Here is an 18542-nt window from a genome sequence, read left to right on the forward strand (position 1 = left end):
CGCATGAGTACCGCCCCCCTCCCCCCCGTCCGCCGTACCGTCCTCGTCACGGGTGCGGGCCGACGGCTGGGCCGCGAGATCGCGCTGGCGCTCGCGGCGGGCGGCTGGCAGGTGGCGGTGCACTACCGCAGCTCGCGCGCCGAAGCCGAGGAGACGGCCGCCGATTGCGCGGCGCGCTCGGGCGACTCGGCGCTCTTCGAAGCCGACCTCGAGGACGAGCACGCCACGCGCGCGCTGCTGCCCCGCGTGGCGGCGCGTTTTCGCACCGTCGATGCCGTGGTCCACAGCGCGGCCCTCTTCGAGCACGACGACACCGCCAGCTTCGGCTACGCGCTCATGGAGCGCCATGCGCGCAGCAACACGGGCGCGGCCATCCTGCTGGCGCAGGCGCTGCACGACCACCTCGCGCGGCGCGATGCGCAGGGCGCGGTCGTGCACCTGCTCGACCAGAAGCTGTGGAACCCGAACCCCGATTTCGTGAGCTACACGCTCTCCAAGGCCGCGCTGGAAGCCGCCACGCCGATGCTCGCGCTGGCCCTGGCGCCGCGCGTGCGGGTGGTGGGCGTCGCGCCCGGCCTCACGCTGCCCAGCCACATGCTGGACGACGACAAGTTCGCGCAGCTGCACAAGCTGTCGCCGCTGGGCCGCTCCTCCACGCCGGCCGACGTGGTCGCCACGGTGAAGTTCGCGCTGGAGAACGGCTCGATCACCGGCACCACGCTGCTGGTGGACGGCGGCCAGCACCTGATGAAATTCGAGCGCGATTTCTCGCTCATGTGAAGAACGACTGCGAGCAACCACCATGTCCTCCCCCCACACCCACGGCCGCCAGACCCTCACCCTGCTGGGCCTGCGCTTCAACGCCAACCTGGGCATCCTGGACCACGAGAAGGTCGCGCCGCAGCCGATCCAGGTCGATGCCGAACTGAGCATGGGCCAGCAGCCGCTGCTGCCGCAGGACGACAACATCTTCCACGTGCTGGACTACGGCAAGGTGCGCCTGATCATCATCGACGAGTGCACCGCCGAGCACGTCAACCTGCTGGAGAGCCTGATCGGCAAGGTGGTGCACCGCCTCCTGCAACTGCCCGGCGTGCTGGGCGTGCGGGTGAAGATCGCCAAGCTCGAAATCTTCGACGACTGCGAAGTGGCGATCCGCATGGAAGCCGGGGAATGGTGATCCAAGGCAAAATCGGGGGTCTTTCCCCCGAATTGCCTGAAGTAGCCCACCAATGAATGCCGTCTGGATCGACGAAGCGCCTGCCGACGCCGCGACCGTCGCCGCGCCCACCAACTCGCTGAAGATCGAGCGCGAAACGCACAAGTTGGAGAAGCGCCTGTGCCGCGAAGTCGGCCGCGCCATCGTCGACTACAACATGATCGAGGAGGGCGACAAGGTCATGGTGTGCGTCTCGGGCGGGAAGGACAGCTACGCGATGCTGGACATCCTACTCAAGCTCAAGGCGCGCGCACCGATCCACTTCGACATCGTCGCGGTCAACCTCGACCAGAAGCAGCCCGGCTTTCCCGAAGAGGTGCTGCCCAAGTACCTGAGCGAGCTCGGCGTGGCCTTCCACATCGAGAACCAGGACACCTACAGCATCGTCAAGCGCGTGATTCCCGAGGGGAAGACGACCTGTGGCCTGTGCAGCCGCCTGCGCCGCGGCATCCTGTACCGCGTGGCGGACGAGCTGGGCGCGACCAAGGTGGCGCTCGGCCACCACCGCGACGACATGCTGCAGACCTTCTTCCTCAACATGTTCTTCGCGGGCAAGTTGAAGAGCATGCCGCCCAAGCTGGTGAGCGACGACGGCAGGCACATCGTGATCCGCCCGCTCGCCTACGTGGCCGAGAAAGACCTGGTGCGCTGGGCGCAGCACCGCGAATTCCCGATCATTCCCTGCACCCTGTGCGGCAGCCAGGAAAACCTGCAGCGAAAGCAGGTCGGCGAAATGCTGCGCGAGTGGGACAGGAAGCACCCCGGCCGCGTGGAGAACATGTTCACCGCGCTGCAGAACGTGGTGCCATCGCACCTTCTGGACGGAACGCGGCACGACTTCAAGGGTCTGAAGGCGACGGGCGTGGCCGACGACGACGGCGACAAGGCCTTCGACACGCCCTCCTACGACTTGCTCTCCCAGGCACCCGCAGCCCTTCGCATCGTCCAGGGCTGATCCGGCTACCCAGGGGAATTTGGGGCATCGCTGCCCGGAGACCCTTCATGAAACGTGCATTCCCAGCTCTTCTTTTAGTAGCAACAGTCGCCCTCGGCGGCTGCGCCACCTCCTGGGTGGTCGACAGCGACGTGAAGAGTTTCTCTTCGCTCTCCACCGTGCCGCCCGGCGCCACCTACCGCTTCGAGCGCCTGCCCTCGCAGCAGGCCGACACCGCCCGGCAGGACTCGCTCGAGGCGATGGCCGCCGCGGCGCTCGACAAAGTGGGCCTGCGCCGCGACGACGCCAAGCCGCAGTACAGCGCCCAGATCGGCGCTCGCGTGACGGCCGGGCTCTCGCCCTGGGCCGATCCGTGGCTCTTCGATGGCCCCTGGGGCTATGGCTACGGCGGCGGATACGGCTACGGCCGCCGCTTCTACGGCGGCGGCTGGTATGGCGGCCCGGCCTACTTTCCGCCGGCGGCCAACCCCTGGTACGAACGCGAAGTGAGCATCGTGCTGCGCGAGGCCGGCTCCAACCGCGTGGTCTACGAGACGCGCGCCCGCAACGACGGCCCCTACAACGCGAGCGCTGCCATCCTGCCGGTGATGTTCCAGGCCGCGCTGCAGGGGTTTCCGAACCCGCCGCAGGGCGAGCGCCGGGTGAACATCGAGCTCGCCACGGCGACCAAGCCGGCGGCGAAGTGACGCGCGGCTGGCCGCGAAACAGTGCACTTCTAGAATCGAGCGGATGCAAGAAGCCACCCGTTTGATCGCCGTTCGCCACGGCGAGACCGCCTGGAACGTCGACACCCGCATCCAGGGCCAGATCGACATCGGCCTGAACGCCACCGGGCTCTGGCAAGCGCAGCGCGCAGGCCAGGCGCTGGCCGACGAGGACATCGGGGTCGTCTACGCGAGCGACCTCGCCCGCGCATGGCAGACCGCAGAAGAAATCGCCCGGCCGCACGGGCTCGTCGTGCAGCCCGAGCCGCGCCTGCGCGAGCGCGCCTTCGGCCACCTGGAGGGCATGAGCTTCGCGGAGATCGAATCGACGCTGCCCGAAGACGCCCGTCGCTGGCGCGAGCGCGACCCTGAATTCGAACCCGTCGGCGGCGAGAGCCTGCTGACCTTCCGCGACCGCGTCACGCACGTGGCGGCCGAGCTGGCGGCGCGCCATCCGGGCCAGCTGGTCACGCTGGTGGCGCACGGCGGCGTGATGGACGTGCTCTACCGCGCCGCCACCCGCCAGGCGCTGCAGGCGCCGCGCACCTGGCAATTGGGCAATGCGGCCATCAACCGGATGCTGTGGACGCCCGAGGGCTTCAGCCTCGTGGGCTGGAGCGACATCGCCCACCTGGTGGCGGACACGCCGCTCGACGAGACCACGACCTAGCGACGGCACGATGGGCCGCTTGCCTTTCTCCGACCCGGGCAAGACGCTCCCATGAAAAGAACACATTCGCGCCCCTCGCCGTACGCCAGTTGGGATGCATCCCAGACGCTGTCTGCGCCGTGGACCGACGCCACGCATCTGGGAAGCTTCGTCACGCTGGAGGCCGGCGACACCATTGCGCGCGAAGGCGAACGGCACGACTACTTCTATCTTTTGCGATCGGGGTTCGTTCACTCCACGATCCAGCGAAGCAACGGCTCGGAGTTCCTGCTCGAGATCTTCGGACCGGGTGCGATTTTTGGCGAAGGCCCGGCGTTTGCCGACAGTCCTCGGCCCACGACGACCCGGGCGGTCGCGCCGGCCGTTCTCAGCCGCTATCGCCCGGCGGATGTCGCGCAGCAATTTTCTGGGCGTCCCGCGCTCGCGACCTCGTTGATCCAGTTGCTCGGCTTCAAGAATCACATGATCGTCGCCAAGCTTGCCAGGGTGGCCTCGGCGGCGCCCAGGGAGCGGATCATCGATCTGCTGCTGCGCGTGGCGCGCCTGCCATCGGCGCAGGCATCCCAACAACTCACCGTCGATCTGACGCATGAGCAGATCGGCGCCATGACGGCATTGAGCCGCGTCACCGTCACCCGCACGTTGAATGCGCTGGTGGGACAAGGGCTCATCGAAACGCGGGCCCGGCAGGTCAGCATCCCGAACGCGCCGGCCTTGCGGTGTTTCCGCGACGCATCACCGTAAGGAAAAAGCCCACTTCCTGTATCGCTGGATACCGTCGAGACCTTCACCCCGTCGCCATCATTCATTCCGTCACACACATGGATGCGAAGAGCGGAGGAGGGAACGGGAGGAGCCGTTGAAGAAGAGGCCGCCTTCAGTTGGCGACGGCCCGGGTGTGACGTTTTGCAGGACTGCCAAAGTCCTTTCTGACCGGATGGCTCACGCTCATGGCCATCCGGCATCTTTTGGATCGCCGTCAGGCGTGCGAGGCGGCGGGGCCGCCCGCTGAGGTCGCGGCCTTCGCCTCGCCGGGCAGCTCGACCATCGGGCCGGTGCCGCTGTAGCGCGGCGCTTATCTGCGGGTCCGGATCTGCATCGCGCCCGCCTTGGCCGTGGGTGGCGCTTCGCCTTTATTTCCCAACGTAAGCAGGCTGAACGCGCGCCTGACGCTTCCCGGCGACCGAGCCGACGCCGCCGCAGCGCGCGCGTCCGCAAATCCTCGCGTTCGGTGCGATCCGCCACATCCGCGCTCCCTTTGATCGGCACAGAGCCGCCGGCCGCGCCCCGCAGCTCCCGACAATCGCTCTCCGTTTTTCAATCGATCAACGGCGCTCGATAGATCATCGTTATCAATGGGAGATTATTGTGAATACAAATTCAAGAAGGTCACCGAAGTTGTTCGCAACCGGGGTGCTCGGGCTGATCGTGGGCGCGCTGTGCGTGGCATGCGGCGGCGGCGGATCGGACGGGCCGACGTTTCCGGTCGTGATGGTCCCGCCGCCGGCCGCCACGGCACCGGCAGAGACGGTTGCGGCAGCGCAGCCAACGCCGCCCGAAGCAGTGACTTCGGGGCCGCCGAAGGCTCCGGTGGAGATGCCACCGATCGCACCACTGGCCACGCCGCCTACTCAGTCGGTCAGTGCACATGATGGAGGAGCGGCCGTACCGCATGAGGCTGCTCCGCCGGCCGCGCCGACCGTTACCGCGTCCTCCACGTCACCGGCGGCCCCGGCGGCCCCGGCGGCACCCGCAACACCATCGACTCCTGCGCCGGCAACGCAACCAGCGGCACCAGTTGTCGCACCGGTACCGCCACCCGCCGCGTCCTCCACCGGCCTGCCCGGGAACGCCTTCGAACAAGAGGCGCTCGATGCGCACAACAAGGCGCGGGCCGAGGAAGGCAAAGGGCTTTCAAGCCTGAAGTGGTCGGCGCACTTGCAGGCCGACGCGCAAGCATGGGGGGATCAGTGCACGTTCTCGCACACGGTCCCTCCGGGCGAAGGCCAGAACCTGTTCGCCACGTCGATGCCGACGGCGAGCGCCAGCGAAGCCGTGCACGACTGGATGGCCGAAAAAGCGAACTACACCTATGGCGCGGCCGGCGGCACCTGCGTCCCGGGCAAGATGTGCGGGCACTACACGCAAGTCATCTGGCAGGACACCACGGAGGTGGGCTGCGCAGTGAAGACCTGCGAGACCATGAAACGTGGCATCAGCCCCGGCACCATCCTCGTGTGCAACTACAGCCCGGCCGGCAACTTCATCGGCCGGCCGCCGTATCGGGCGCAGTGAGCAGTTAGGCGCGCGAGGCCGCGTGTCCCCCGGCACCGGCTTCTGCCCTCGCCTCCCCGGGCAGATCGACCATGGGCCCGGTGCCGCTGTAGCGGTCCAGCGCGAGATAGATGGCGGGCGTGATGTAGAGCGTGATCACCTGCGAGAAGATCAGCCCGCCCACCACCGCCACGCCCAGCGGCTGGCGCAGCTCGGCGCCGGCGCCCAGGCCGAGCGCGAGCGGCAGGGCGCCCATCAGCGCGGCCAGCGTGGTCATGAGGATGGGGCGAAAGCGCAGCCGGCAGGCTTCGCGGATCGCATCGACCGGCTTCATGCCTTCGGTGCGTTGCGCATCGAGGGCGAAGTCGATCATCATGATCGCGTTCTTCTTCACGATGCCGATCAGGAGCAGGATGCCGATGGTGGCGATCAGCGTGAGGTCGAAGCCAAAGATCTTCAATGACAGCAGCGCGCCCACGGCCGCCGAGGGCAGGCCCGCCAGGATCGTCAGCGGGTGGATGTAGCTCTCGTACAGCACGCCCAGCAGCACATAGATGACCAGCACCGCGAGCACCAGCAGCACCGCCTGGCTCGATTGCGAACTCTGGAACACCGCCGCATCGCCGCCGTAGGTGGTGATGATCGACTGCGGCATGTTCAGCTCGCTCTTGAACTGGTCGATCTTGGCGGTCGCGTTGCCCAGCGGCACGTCGGGTGCGAGGTTGAACGACACCGTCACCGCCTGCAACTGGCCCTGGTGGTTGACCGAGGTCGGCCCCACGGTGCGGTTGATGGTGGAGAAGGCCGACAGCGGCACCAGCTTGCCCGAGGTGCTGCGCACCGACAGGCGCGAGACGTCGTCCTCGAACTGGCGGTCGTTGTCGGCGGCCGAAAGAATCACCTGGTAGGTGTTGCTCGCCGCGTAGATGCTGCCGATCTGCCGGTCGCCATAGGCGTTGTAGAGCGCGGTGCGCAGGTCCCCCACCGCCACGCCGAGCACGCCGGCCTTGTCGCGGTCGATTTCCAGCGTGGCCTGAAGGCCCCGGTTCTGCGAATCGCTGGTCACGTCGCGGAAGGCCGCATCGGCGCGCATGCGCTCCATGAGCTTCGTGGCCCACGGCACCATTTCGCCGGCGTTCACGCTCTGCAGCGTGTACTGGAAGCGCGCCTTGCTCTGGCGCCCGCCCAGGCGCAGGTTCTGCACCGGCTGCATGTAGACGGCGATGCCCGGGATCTCGCGAAAGCGCTGGCGCAGCGACTCCAGCACCTTGGCCATCTGCGGGCGCTCGCTGCGCGGCTTGAGCACGGCGAAGAGGCGCCCCGAATTCTGCGTGGCGGTCGGGCCGCCGACGCCGACGAAGGAGCTCACGTAGTCCACGCTCGGATCGTCCTTGAGCGTCGCGGCCACGCGGTCCTGCAGCACCTTCATGGCGGTGAACGAAATGTCTTCGGCCGCCTCTGTGGTGATCTGGATCTGGCCGATGTCTTCCTCGGGGAAGAAGCCCTTGGGAATGGTGACGAAGAGCCAGGCCGTGACCACGAACGTGAGGCCCGCGGCCGTGAGCATCACCCAGCGGTGCGCGAGCGTCCAGTCGAGCGTGCGCATGTAGTTGCTGTGCACCCAGCGGTACCCGCGCTCGAAGGCGCGGCCGATGGCGGTGCCGGGCTCGGGATGTTCTTCTTCGTGATCGAGCGCGCCCTCTTCGCGCGGCACGTGCTTCAGAAGCCGGCTCGCGAGCATCGGCACCAGCGTGAGCGACACGATGGCCGACACCAGCACCGCCAGCGCCACCACCACCGCGAACTCGTGGAACAAAAGGCCGATGACGCCCGGCATGAAGAAGATCGGGATGAACACGGCCACCAGCGAGATCGAAATCGACACGATGGTGAAGCCCACCTCGCGCGCGCCGCGCAGCGCGGCGGCGAAGGGCTCCATGCCCTTCTCGACGTAGCGCATGATGTTTTCGAGCACCACGATCGCGTCGTCCACCACCAGCCCCACGGCCAGCGTGATGCCCAGGAGCGAGACGTTGTCCAGGCTGTAGCCGAAGGCGTAGAGCAGCGCCACCGCGCCGATGAGCGAAATCGGAATGGTCGCCGCCGGGATCAGCGTGGCCACCAGCCGGTGCAGGAAGAGAAAGATCACCAGCACCACCAGCGCGATGGTGCCCAGCAGCGTGAGCTGCACGTCGTGCACCGCCTCGCGGATGGAGAGCGAGCGGTCGTTCACCATCTGGATCTCGACCGACTGCGGCAGCTCCGCCCTGAAGCGCGGGATGAGCGCGCGCACCGCGTCCACCACCTGCACGGTGTTGGCATTGGGCTGGCGCTGCACGGCCAGCGAAATGGAGTCCTGGCCGTTGAAGCTGCTGGCGGTCTTCACCGATTCGAAGCTGTCCTCGATGGTGGCCACTTCGTCCAGCCGCACCGGCGCGCCGTTGCGCTGGCCGACGATGAGCTTGGCGAAATCGGCCGCCTTCACCAGCTGGCGGTTGGCCTGGATGGTGAGCGTCTGGCGCGGGCCGTCGAGCACGCCGACGGGCGTGTTGGCGTTGGCCGAATTCACCGCCTTGGCCAGTTCGTCGAGCGTGATGTTGCGGGCGTTGAGGAGGTCGGCATTCGCCTTGATGCGCACCGCGAAGGCCTTGCGGCCGTACACGCCCACCTGCGCCACGCCGTCGATGGTCGAGAGCGTGGGGGAGATGAGGTTTTCGGCGTAGTCGTTGAGCTCGGCCGGGTTCATCGAAGGCGAGATCAGCGCGATGAAGAGCACCGGCGCATCGGCCGGGTTCACCTTGCGGTAGGAGGGGAGCTGCGTCAATTCCTGCGGCAGCTGGCGCTGCGCGCGCAGCAGCGCGGCCTGCACGTCGACGGCGGCGGCGTCGATGTCGCGGCTGCTGACGAATTCGAGCGTGAGCGAGGTCACGCCCTGCGTGTTGACCGAGCTGATGGTCTGCAGGCCCGGGATGGTGGAGAACTGCTTTTCCAGCGGTAGCGCGACCGACGACGCCATCGTGTCCGGACTGGCGCCGGGCAGTTGCGCGTTGACGTTGATGACCGGCGTGTTGTAGCTGGGCAGCGCCGCCACCGGGATGCTGAAGTACGCAAAGATGCCGACCACCACCACCGCGGCAGACAGCAGCACCGTCATCGCGGGACGACGGATGCAGAGCTCCGAGATGTTCATGCGCGTTCCCGCTGCGGTGGCTTGACGGTGCCTTCGGACGAGGCCGCGCTACCGGGCGTCACGCCCGTGGTGCCGTTGGGGGCGGTGCCCGGGCCGCCCGCCCCACCCGCCCCACCGGTCTTCGCATCGACGCGGACCTTGCCGCCCGGGCGCACGTTCTGGCTACCCTCGATCACGACCTGCTCGCCGGGCTCCACGCCGCTCACGGCCACCTTGGTGCCGAAGGTGTGCAGCGTCTTCACCTTGCGGCGGGTGGCGGTCTTGGCCTGGTCGACCACGTAGAGCGAGGTGCCGTCGGACAGCATCATCAGCGCCGCGGCGGGCACCACGGTGGCGCCGCTCAGCGTGCGCACGGTGATGCGGGTGCCGACGAACTGGCCCGGCCACAGGCCCTGGTCGGCATTGGCGAACACAGCCTTGGCGCGCACGGTGCCGATCTGCGGATCGACGGTGTTGTCGACGAAATCGAGCGAGCCGATGAGCGGCGTCTTGCGCCCGGTGACGAGCGCCTCGACCGGCGAGCGGCTGCGCGCGGCTTCCAGCAGGTCCTGCAGGTTGCCTTCGGGCACCGGGAAGCTCACTGCGATCGGGTCGAGCTGCGTGACGGTGACCAGCGAGAGCGTCGGCTGCACCAGCGTGCCCGGGTAGATGTTGACGGCGCCGATGCGCCCGGCGATCGGCGCGCGAAGGGTTGCGTAGCCAAGCGCCACCTGCGCCGATTGCACGGCGGCGCGGTCGGCCGCCACGGCGGCGCGCTGCGCCTCGAGCTGCGAGAGCGTGGCGTCGGCGGCGCTCTTGGCGATGAAGTTCTGGGCGACGAGGTCCTGGCTGCGCTTGTACTGGCGCTCCAGGTCGGCCATGGTGGCCTCGTCCTTTTGCTGCTGGGCGCGGGCTCGGGCCAGGTTGGCCTGGTCGTTGCGGTCGTCCAGCGAGAAGAGCAGTTGGCCCGCCTTGACGAACTGGCCTTCCTTCACATGCACGGCGCTGACGGTGTTGGTGACCTGCGGACGCAGGTCGACGCTGTTCAGGGACACCACGCTGCCGTTGACCTGCACCGTGACCGGCACGTCCTGCTTTTCGGCGGTGGCCAAGGTCACCAGGGCGGGGGCGCCGCCGCCGCCCGGGGCGCCATTGCCTGCGGCAGCCGTCGCCTTCGCGTTCTTTGACCCGAGCTTGTCTCCGGACATGCTCCACCATCCGCCTGCGACGGCTACGATCAACACACCCGCAAGGGCAATGGCAGCATTTTTCTTCATGGGGTTCTTGTGCACTTTGGGCTGACACTGGCTATTGAATCAGCGCCCGACTCACGGCGTTCATGGTTCCCGTAAAGAAATGTAAAGCAGGTCAACCGACAAGCCCGCGCTCAACCTGCTGTGACGGCAAAAGGGGACCATCGACCCCTCGTTAAAATCGCCGCTCCACAGCCTCTGGATATACCCCATGAACCGCTGCAAGAAAACCACGAATGCCCTCGCTTTGACCGCGTTTTGCGCCCTCGCCGCAAGCGCCGCCCTTTTCTCCCTGCAAGCCAGCGCGCAGGACGAAGTGCCCCGTCCCCAGACCCAGAACGAATCGCTCAACGGCGGGCGCAACTTCCCCATCGGCACGCTGCGCGGCAAGTTCATGGTGACCAGCGCGCCCGACGTCGAACTCGACGGCAATGCCGACCGCCTGGGCGCTGGCGCCCGCATCCGCAACCCGCAGAACATGCTGGTGATGCCCGGCGCGATCATTGGCCAGAAGTACCTGGTGAACTACACGCGCGATGCCGCCGGCCTGCTGCGCGAGATCTGGATCCTCACGCCCGAGGAAGCCGTGGCCAGCCGCGAATCGCTGAACAAGCCGTTCCTGAACATCTGGCCGTTCACCACGAACGACACCCTCAATACGCAGTAATCCGCTGCAGGAAAAAGAGGCGGCGCGGTCCTTCCGCGCCCGCCGAGCCTTCCGTTCCCGGAGGGCACAGAGAGCACCCCATGAAAAAAGTATTCATCAAGACCTTCGGCTGCCAGATGAACGAGTACGACTCGGACAAGATGGCCGACGTGCTGAACGCCGCGCAGGGCTACGAGCCGACCCAGAACGTGGACGAGGCCGACCTCATCCTGTTCAACACCTGCTCGGTGCGCGAGAAGGCACAGGAAAAGGTGTTCTCCGACCTCGGCCGCGTGAAGCACCTGAAGGCCAAGGGCGTGAAGATCGGCGTGGGCGGCTGCGTGGCGAGCCAGGAGGGCGCGGCCATCATCGCGCGCGCGCCTTACGTCGATATCGTGTTCGGCCCGCAGACGCTGCACCGCCTGCCCGAGATGCTGAACGACCGCGAGCGCCTGAACCGCCCGCAGGTGGACATCAGCTTTCCCGAGATCGAGAAGTTCGACCACCTGCCGCCCGCGCGCGTGGAGGGCGCGACCGCCTTCGTCTCGATCATGGAAGGCTGCTCCAAGTACTGCAGCTATTGCGTGGTGCCCTACACCCGCGGCGAGGAAGTAAACCGTCCGCTGGACGACGTGCTGGTGGAAATCGCGGGCCTCGCGGACCAGGGCGTGCGCGAGATCACGCTGCTCGGCCAGAACGTGAACGCCTACCGCGGCCGCATGGGCGACACCGCGGAAATCGCCGATTTCGCGCTGCTCATCGAATACGTCGCCGAGATCCCCGGCATCGAGCGCATCCGCTACACCACGAGCCATCCGAACGAATTCACGCCGCGGCTCATCGAGGCCTACGCCAAGGTGCCGCAGCTGGTGAGCCACCTGCACCTGCCGGTGCAGCACGGCAGCGACCGCATCCTCATGGCCATGAAGCGCGGCTACACCGCCATGGAATACAAGAGCACGGTGCGCAAACTCCGCGCCATCCGCCCCGACCTCGCGCTCTCCAGCGACTTCATCGTCGGCTTCCCCGGCGAGACCGACGACGACTTCGCCAGGATGATGAAGCTCATCGACGACTGCCAGTTCGACAACAGCTTCAGCTTCATCTTCAGCCCACGCCCCGGCACGCCGGCCGCGGCGCTCAAGGACGACACGCCGCACGAAGTGAAGCTCGCACGCCTGCAGACGCTGCAGCGCGTGATCGACGGCAACGTGCGCCGCTTCGGCGATGCGCTCGTGGGCAGCACGCAGCGCGTGCTGGTCGAGGGCGCTTCGCGCAAGGACGCCAATGAGCTCATGGGCCGCACCGCCTGCAACCGCGTCGTCAACTTCGAGGGCGACGCGCGCCTGGTCGGCCAGATGACCGACCTGCGCATCACGCGCTCGCTGGCCTACACGCTGCGCGGCGAAGTGGTGACGCGCGAATCGTCGCCGGTGCTGCAGCAGCCCGCCGTGGCGCTCGCCCACTGATGGCGAAGCGACCGTCGATCCGGGGCTCGTTCCAGCAGCTCCTGCTTTTTGCCTTTCTGTTGATCACCGCGCTCTTGGTGGGCGTGGCGCTGCGCTCGGTGTTCCAGTACGACGCCCTCATGACCCAGAGCCGCGATGCCGCGGCGCGCGCGCTTCGGCTTTCGGGCGCGTCCCAGTCGCTGGCCGAACGCAGCGCGGCCATGGAACGCGCGGGGCGCCAGTCGCTGGTGCTCAACGACGCGGTGCTGCGCCGCCGCTTCGACGAGGCCGCGCGCGAATCGCACCAGGTGCTCGAGCGGCTCGAGAAGAACGGCCTCATGCCCGCCAGCATCGAGATGTGGCGCGCGCAGCTGGGCGTGATCGAGGGGCTCATGAGCGGCAGCGCCGACAGCGCCCTCACGCGCGAGAGCAACATGGCCATGCAGTTCCGAGAGCTCGACACGCTCAACACCAACCTCGCGCAGCAGGCCCAGTTCCTCATCGAAACGCAAAACGACGCGCTCGCCAAGCGCATCGAGAACGCGCGCCGCCGGCTGATGCGCGAAGTGGTGGCCGCGAGCGTGCTGGCCGTGGTGCTGGCGCTGGCCTTCGGCATCTGGCTCGCGCGCCCGTTCAAGCGCATGGAGCACGCCATCGTCGGCCTCGGCCAGAACCGGCTGGACGTGCCCATCGACATCCGCGGCCCCGCCGACGTGCGGCGCGTGTCGCAGCAGCTCGAATGGCTGCGGCTGCGGCTCACGGAACTGGACGCCGACAAGGCGCGATTCCTGCGGCATGTGTCGCACGAGCTCAAGACGCCGCTGGCCGCGCTGCGCGAAGGCGTCTCGCTGCTCGAAGACGGCGTGACGGGCCCGCTGAACCCGGCGCAGCTCGAAGTGGCGCAGATCCTGAACCAGAACACCGTCTCGCTGCAAAGCCAGATCGAGGCGTTGCTGCGCTTCAACGCCGCCGCCTTCGAGGCACGCGAACTGCGCCGCGAGCGCATCGAGCTGCTGCCGCTCATCGAGGAGCAGATCGAGGCGCAGCGGCTGCAGTGGCAGGCCCACGGGCTGCGGGTGCGCGCCGAGGGCGAGCCGCTCGCGCTCACCGTCGACCGCACCAAGCTGGGCACGGCGATCGCCAACCTGCTGTCCAATGCGATCCGCTTTTCGGTAACGGGTGGTGTCATCACGCTGGCGGTGTCGGGGACGCCCGAGGCCGTGTACATCGACGTGAACGACGCGGGGCCGGGCATTGCCGAGGGAGATCGCGACCGGATCTTCGAGCCGTTCTTTCGCGGCGAGCGCCAGCCCGAGCACACGGTCAAAGGCACCGGCATCGGACTTTCCATCGTGCAGGAGTACATTGCAGCCCACGGGGGCCGCATCACGCTGCAGCCTGGCGGGCCCGGTGCACGTTTTCGCATCGAGTTGCCGCGCACGGCCTGACCGCTGCCCCACCTTTGCCGGCACGCCCCGCTCTGATTCACCGCTTCGCACCCCTTCGCCCCTTTTTTCGACCCATGTCTTTTTCGTTCGTCCGCAGTCCCACCCTCGCAGCGGCGTTGGCCATGCCTTTCGCCCTGTTGCTGGCCGCCTGCGCCACAAGCCCCAAGCCTCCCGCCGAGGCCGATGCGCTGCCCCCGCCGGCCGTCGTGCCGCGCGTCATGCCGGTCGAGGCCGAGCCCCGCGCGCCCGCCACGCAGCCCGCGTCGCTCTTCACGCTGATGACCCAGGGGCCGCAGGCGGCCATGCTGTCGTATGCCGACAAGGTGCGGCCGCTCGGCGGCGGCGAACTGAGCGGCGAAATCGCGCGCATCGGCGACCCCGGCGATTCGCCCACCACGCAGATGCAGCTGGCGATCTTGTTGTCGCAGACGCGCGTGCCGGCCGACCTGGCGCGTGCGCTCGGCCTGCTGCAGCGCGTGATCGCCAACCCGTCGCCCGAGGCGCAGCCCCTGCATCCGCTCGCACGCGCGCTGGCCGCCCGCTACCTGGAACAGCGCCGCGTCGAGGACGACCGCGACAAGCAGGTGCAGCAGCTGCGCGACAGCCAGCGCCGCATCGACCAGCTCAACGACCGCATCGAAGCGCTGCGCGCCATCGAGCGCAGCTTCGCGCGGCCCGCCGCCACGCCGGCACCGGCAGGCGCGCCTGCACCGGCGACCAACGGAACCAGGACAAGTCCATGAGTACCGCCCGGCCGCCCGAAGGTACGCGCGCCGCAGTGCGCAGCACGGAGGTTTTCCGATGAGTACCTCTGGCGCCCGCCTCCTCGTGGTCGACGACGATCCGGACATGCTGCGCCTGATCTCGATGCGGCTGGTGTCGGCGGGCTACCAGGTCACGGCGGTGACCTCGGCCGAAACCGCGCTCACCCAACTGGAGATCGAGCACCCGCAGCTGGTTCTGAGCGACGTGCGCCTGCCGGGGCGCGACGGCCTCGCGCTCTTCGATGAGATTCGCAAGCGCCACCCCTCGCTGCCGGTGATCCTGCTCACCGCGCACGGCACGATTCCCGACGCGGTAGAGGCCACGGCGCGCGGCGTGTTCACCTATCTCACCAAGCCCTACGACGCTCGCGAGCTGCTCGACAAGATCGGGCAGGCGCTGGCACTCGGCGCCCCCGCCAGCACGCCGGCCAAGAGCGGCGACGAAAGCTGGCGCGCCGAGATCGTGAGCCGCAGCAACCGCATGGCCGAGCTGCTGGCCGAGGCGCGCATGGTCGCCAAGTCGGACGCCTCGGTGCTGCTGCGCGGCGATTCGGGCGCCGGCAAGGAACTGCTCGCGCGCGCCATCCACAAGGCCAGCGCGCGCGCCGACAAGCCGTTCGTGGCGGTCAATTGCGGAGCCATTCCCGAGGCGCTGCTCGAGTCGGAACTCTTCGGCCACATGAAGGGCGCCTTCACGGACGCCCACGCCAATCACAAGGGCCTGTTCCAGCAGGCCGACGGCGGCACGCTGCTGCTGGACGAAATCGGGGACATGCCGCCCGCCCTGCAGGTCAAGCTGCTGCGCGTGCTGCAGGAGCGCGCCGTGCGGCCGCTGGGCGCGAGCCAGTCGATCGAGGTCGACGTGCGCATCGTCTCTGCCACCCACCGCGACCTGGACGCCGCGATGGAGGCGGGCCAGTTCCGCGAAGACCTCTATTACCGCCTGAACGTGGTGACGCTCACGCTGCCGCCGCTGTCGGCGCGGCGCGAAGACATTCCGCTTTTGGCCAACCACTTCCTGCAGCGCCTGTCGACGAAATACGGCAAGCGGCTCTCCGGCTTCGCGCCCGAGGCGCTGAAGGCGCTGACCACGGCCGCTTGGCCGGGCAATGTGCGCCAGCTGTTCAACGTGGTCGAGCAGGTGTGCGCGCTGTCGAGCTCGCCGCTGATTCCGCTGGCGCTGGTGCAGCGCGCGTTGCGGGTGCCGACGGTCGAGGTCCAGACCTATGCCGACGCCAAGCAGCGTTTCGAGCGCGATTACCTGGTCGGCCTGCTCAAGCTGACCGATGGCAACGTGGCCGATGCGGCCCGTCTGGCCGACCGCAACCGGACCGAGTTCTACCGTCTTTTGCAGAAGCACGAGCTCACGCCAGGCCACTTCAAGGCCGACGCTGTCGCTCCCGGGTCGGACCCTGTCGCCGAGTAGCGACGCCCCTAAGTCGTTGATTTCAAAAGACATATCCCACCGGCCTCGAAGGCTTGTCGGGATTCGGCGACAAAAACAGGGGTTTTGAGGGCCTGCGGCGGGCCTCCCCGCCGAAAACAGCATCCAGATCGCTCCAAGTCATTGATCTGAAAGCGTTTTTCCAGGCTGGCACAGGGTTTGCCCCTGTACTGGCATGACAGCACTTACCAGCCCATCTTTCGCACTGCGCCCGCAGCGCGACGGCCTGCGTCAAAAGCAGTTTTCCCTCTCGCGGCCCCGCGCCGCGGGCTATTCGCAAGCGGCGCTCGCCAGTGCCGGCGGCGCCGAGCCGGATTGCGTCATCAAGCGCTTTCCTGCCATTGGCGACACCCCTTCCCTCGACAAGCAACGTTGGTAAATCACATGAAGCCCACTGACTTCTCCCAACTGAACGTGCTGACCGAAGCCGATTTCTCGCACCGCAGCCCGGTCCGCGAAGAACGCCACCCCAATTCGGTCACCGCACCGCCCGTCAACCGCGGTTCGATGACGCCACGCCCCTGGCGCGGCTTCTGGAACAGCATCGGCACCGCCCTCCTGGTCAAGCTCGGCGCAGGCCGTGCGGCTGAAGACGGTGACGGCGCTGAATCCGCCGAATCGGCCCAGCAGGTCAAGCAGCCGTGGCAGCGCGCCGCGGCCCGCCGCCGCAACGCCTTCATGCTGCTCACCGTGCTGAGCACCGTGATCGCCTCGACGCTTTTTGCCGGCGTGCAACCCGACTACGACAACGTCTGGCTCGAATACGGCCAGATCGGCCTCTACGGCCTGCTCTCGGGCTGGGTCGTGACCGGTTTCGTGACCGCCCTCATGGGCTTCTACGTCTCGGTGCGCGGTGACACGCATGCGCTGTCGGCCAAGCAGGTTGCCAACCACCCGATGAACCCCGAGGCACGCACCGCGATCATCATGCCGATCTGCAACGAAGACGTTGCCACGGTGTTCGCGGGCCTTCGCGCCACCTGCGAATCGGTCGCCTCCACCGGCCACGCCAAGCAGTTCGACGTGTTCGTCCTGTCCGACAGCTACAACCCCGAGACCGCCGCCGCCGAGCGCGCCGCCTGGGAGGACCTCCGCGCCGCCCTGGCCGACAGCCCGAACCAGCCGCAGGTGGAGGTGTATTACCGCCTGCGCACCCGCCGCACGCACCGCAAGGCCGGCAACGTGGCCGACTTCTGCCGCCGCTGGGGCAAGGACTACCGCTACATGGTCGTGCTCGATGCCGACTCCGTGATGAGCGGCGACTGCCTGACCTCGATGGTCAAGCTGATGGAAGCCAACCCCACCGCCGGCATCATCCAGACCGCGACGCAGGCCATCGGCCACGTCACGCTGCACGCCCGCGCACAGCAGTTCGCCTCGCGCGTAACGGGCCGCCTGTTCACGCTGGGCATGCAGTTCTGGCAACTGGGCGAATCGCACTACTGGGGCCACAACGCGATCATCCGCGTCGAGCCCTTCATGAAGCATTGCGCGCTGGCCTCCATCAAGGGCACCGGCGGGATGTCGGGCGGCATCATGTCGCACGACTTCGTCGAAGCCGCGCTGATGCGCCGTGCCGGCTACAACGTGTGGCTGGTGTCCGACCTGGTCGGCAGCTACGAGCAGCAACCGCCGGACCTCCTGGCGGAGTTGCAGCGCGACCGCCGCTGGTGCCAGGGCAACCTGCAGAATGCCCGCCTGATGGCCGAGCCCGGCATCCACCCGGTACACCGCGCGATGTTCGTGACCGGCACCATGGCCTATGTGTCCGCCCCTCTGTGGCTCGCGTTCCTGACGCTGGGCACGGCCCTGTGGCTGAGCGGCTCGAGCCTCGTGTCGAGCTGGAGCGTGCTGCCCGCCGAACTGGCCGGCCTCTGGGTCTGGACCCTGTGCCTGCTGTTCCTGCCGCGCGTTCTGGGCATCGCTGCCGTTCTGATGCGCGGCGAGCAACGCCAATACGGCGGCACCTGGGGCCTGGTGAAGAGCTCGGTGCTCGAAAGCGCCCTGGCCATCGTGCAGGCGCCGGTCCGCATGCTGGCCCACTCGCTGTTCGTGCTGGTCGCCCTCACCGGCATCAAGCTCGACTGGAAGTCGCCCCCGCGTGAAGCCAACGCCGTGCCCTGGAAGATCGCTGCCACGCAACTGGCCCCGATGACGCTGGTGATCGGCATGCTGGCCGTCGGCGTCGCGATGATCGACCCGAGCGCGCTGATCTGGCTCATGCCTGTCGGCCTGCCGCTGCTCTTGGCGATCCCGCTGACCGTGCTGACCAGCCAGATCGCGCTGGGCACCACGCTGCGCGACCGCGGCTTCCTGCTGATTCCCGAGGAATCGCGTTCGCCGGCCGTGCTGCGCCGCGCCTGGATGCATGCGCTGCGCCTGGCGCGCCCCGCATTGGCTGCGGCCTGAAATGGCCTGATGCGCTGACATCACAGCACCCACGAAAAGCCGGCCTCAGGGCCGGCTTTTTTCGTGGATCGAGGGAGCGGATGCTGCATCGCTGGGCGCTGCGCGCAGCCCATCGAGGCGCACGCGAGACTGCATGAGG

At 67.8% G+C, this 18542-nt stretch carries 16 protein-coding genes; 14 read left to right on the top strand and 2 right to left on the bottom strand.

The genetic code is table 11. The features are described from left to right. Positions 1 to 3 precede the first annotated feature (3 nt). The 7 genes from JC881_RS22915 to JC881_RS22945 all read left to right on the top strand — a co-directional run bounded on the left by JC881_RS22915 (position 4) and on the right by JC881_RS22945 (position 5843). Positions 4 to 780 (top strand): SDR family oxidoreductase, encoded by a 777-nt coding sequence (locus JC881_RS22915; protein ID WP_198787979.1) that lies wholly within the window; start codon positions 4 to 6, stop codon positions 778 to 780. 22 nt (positions 781 to 802) lie between these two features. Further along, on the top strand, positions 803 to 1180 hold the full coding sequence (locus JC881_RS22920) for a dihydroneopterin aldolase (RefSeq protein WP_198787980.1): 378 nt from the start codon (positions 803 to 805) through the stop codon (positions 1178 to 1180). Between the two features lie 52 nt (positions 1181 to 1232). After that, a complete protein-coding gene (ttcA, locus tag JC881_RS22925) occupies positions 1233 to 2174 on the top strand; it encodes a tRNA 2-thiocytidine(32) synthetase TtcA (protein ID WP_198787981.1) in 942 nt (313 codons plus the stop codon). A gap of 47 nt (positions 2175 to 2221) precedes the next feature. Next, positions 2222 to 2860, top strand: a complete 639-nt coding sequence (locus tag JC881_RS22930) for a DUF4136 domain-containing protein (RefSeq protein WP_198787982.1) — start codon at positions 2222 to 2224, stop codon at positions 2858 to 2860. A 43-nt stretch (positions 2861 to 2903) separates the two neighbouring features. After that, positions 2904 to 3548: a histidine phosphatase family protein gene (locus JC881_RS22935; RefSeq protein ID WP_198787983.1), complete on the top strand. Its 645-nt coding sequence runs from the start codon at positions 2904 to 2906 to the stop codon at positions 3546 to 3548. Positions 3549 to 3599: 51 nt separating this feature from the next. After that, complete coding sequence (locus tag JC881_RS22940) at positions 3600 to 4292, top strand: Crp/Fnr family transcriptional regulator (RefSeq protein WP_198787984.1); 693 nt, start codon at positions 3600 to 3602, stop codon at positions 4290 to 4292. 852 nt (positions 4293 to 5144) lie between these two features. Next, on the top strand, positions 5145 to 5843 hold the full coding sequence (locus tag JC881_RS22945; RefSeq protein ID WP_233101987.1) for a CAP domain-containing protein: 699 nt from the start codon (positions 5145 to 5147) through the stop codon (positions 5841 to 5843). 4 nt (positions 5844 to 5847) lie between these two features. Here JC881_RS22945 and JC881_RS22950 read toward each other — a convergent pair whose 3' ends face one another. Then, positions 5848 to 9012, bottom strand: coding sequence for an efflux RND transporter permease subunit (locus tag JC881_RS22950; RefSeq protein WP_198787986.1), 3165 nt, complete (start codon positions 9010 to 9012; stop codon positions 5848 to 5850). Continuing rightward, positions 9009 to 10199, bottom strand: coding sequence for an efflux RND transporter periplasmic adaptor subunit (locus tag JC881_RS22955; RefSeq protein WP_198787987.1), 1191 nt, complete (start codon positions 10197 to 10199; stop codon positions 9009 to 9011). The genes JC881_RS22950 and JC881_RS22955 overlap by 4 nt, the downstream gene beginning before the upstream one ends. 361 nt (positions 10200 to 10560) lie before the next feature. On the opposite strand from JC881_RS22955, the gene JC881_RS22960 reads away from it, so the two are divergent. The 7 genes from JC881_RS22960 to mdoH all read left to right on the top strand — a co-directional run bounded on the left by JC881_RS22960 (position 10561) and on the right by mdoH (position 18403). Beyond that, a complete protein-coding gene (locus JC881_RS22960) occupies positions 10561 to 10911 on the top strand; it encodes a hypothetical protein (RefSeq protein WP_233101981.1) in 351 nt (116 codons plus the stop codon). Positions 10912 to 10991: 80 nt separating this feature from the next. Continuing rightward, the gene (miaB, locus tag JC881_RS22965; RefSeq protein WP_198787989.1) at positions 10992 to 12359 is read left to right on the top strand and encodes a tRNA (N6-isopentenyl adenosine(37)-C2)-methylthiotransferase MiaB; all 1368 of its coding nucleotides are present in this window, start codon (positions 10992 to 10994) and stop codon (positions 12357 to 12359) included. Beyond that, the gene (locus JC881_RS22970) at positions 12359 to 13786 is read left to right on the top strand and encodes a sensor histidine kinase (RefSeq protein WP_198787990.1); all 1428 of its coding nucleotides are present in this window, start codon (positions 12359 to 12361) and stop codon (positions 13784 to 13786) included. The genes miaB and JC881_RS22970 overlap by 1 nt, the downstream gene beginning before the upstream one ends. A 122-nt stretch (positions 13787 to 13908) precedes the next feature. After that, positions 13909 to 14529 (top strand): hypothetical protein, encoded by a 621-nt coding sequence (locus tag JC881_RS22975; RefSeq protein ID WP_443083368.1) that lies wholly within the window; start codon positions 13909 to 13911, stop codon positions 14527 to 14529. Between the two features lie 58 nt (positions 14530 to 14587). Further along, complete coding sequence (locus JC881_RS22980; protein WP_198787992.1) at positions 14588 to 15976, top strand: sigma 54-interacting transcriptional regulator; 1389 nt, start codon at positions 14588 to 14590, stop codon at positions 15974 to 15976. A gap of 193 nt (positions 15977 to 16169) precedes the next feature. Beyond that, positions 16170 to 16373, top strand: a complete 204-nt coding sequence (locus JC881_RS22985) for a hypothetical protein (RefSeq protein WP_198787993.1) — start codon at positions 16170 to 16172, stop codon at positions 16371 to 16373. Between the two features lie 5 nt (positions 16374 to 16378). Then, complete coding sequence (gene mdoH / locus JC881_RS22990; RefSeq protein WP_198787994.1) at positions 16379 to 18403, top strand: glucans biosynthesis glucosyltransferase MdoH; 2025 nt, start codon at positions 16379 to 16381, stop codon at positions 18401 to 18403. Positions 18404 to 18542 lie beyond the last annotated feature (139 nt).

The organism is Variovorax sp. IB41 (genome assembly GCF_016405905.1).
GTDB lineage: Bacteria > Pseudomonadota > Gammaproteobacteria > Burkholderiales > Burkholderiaceae_C > Variovorax.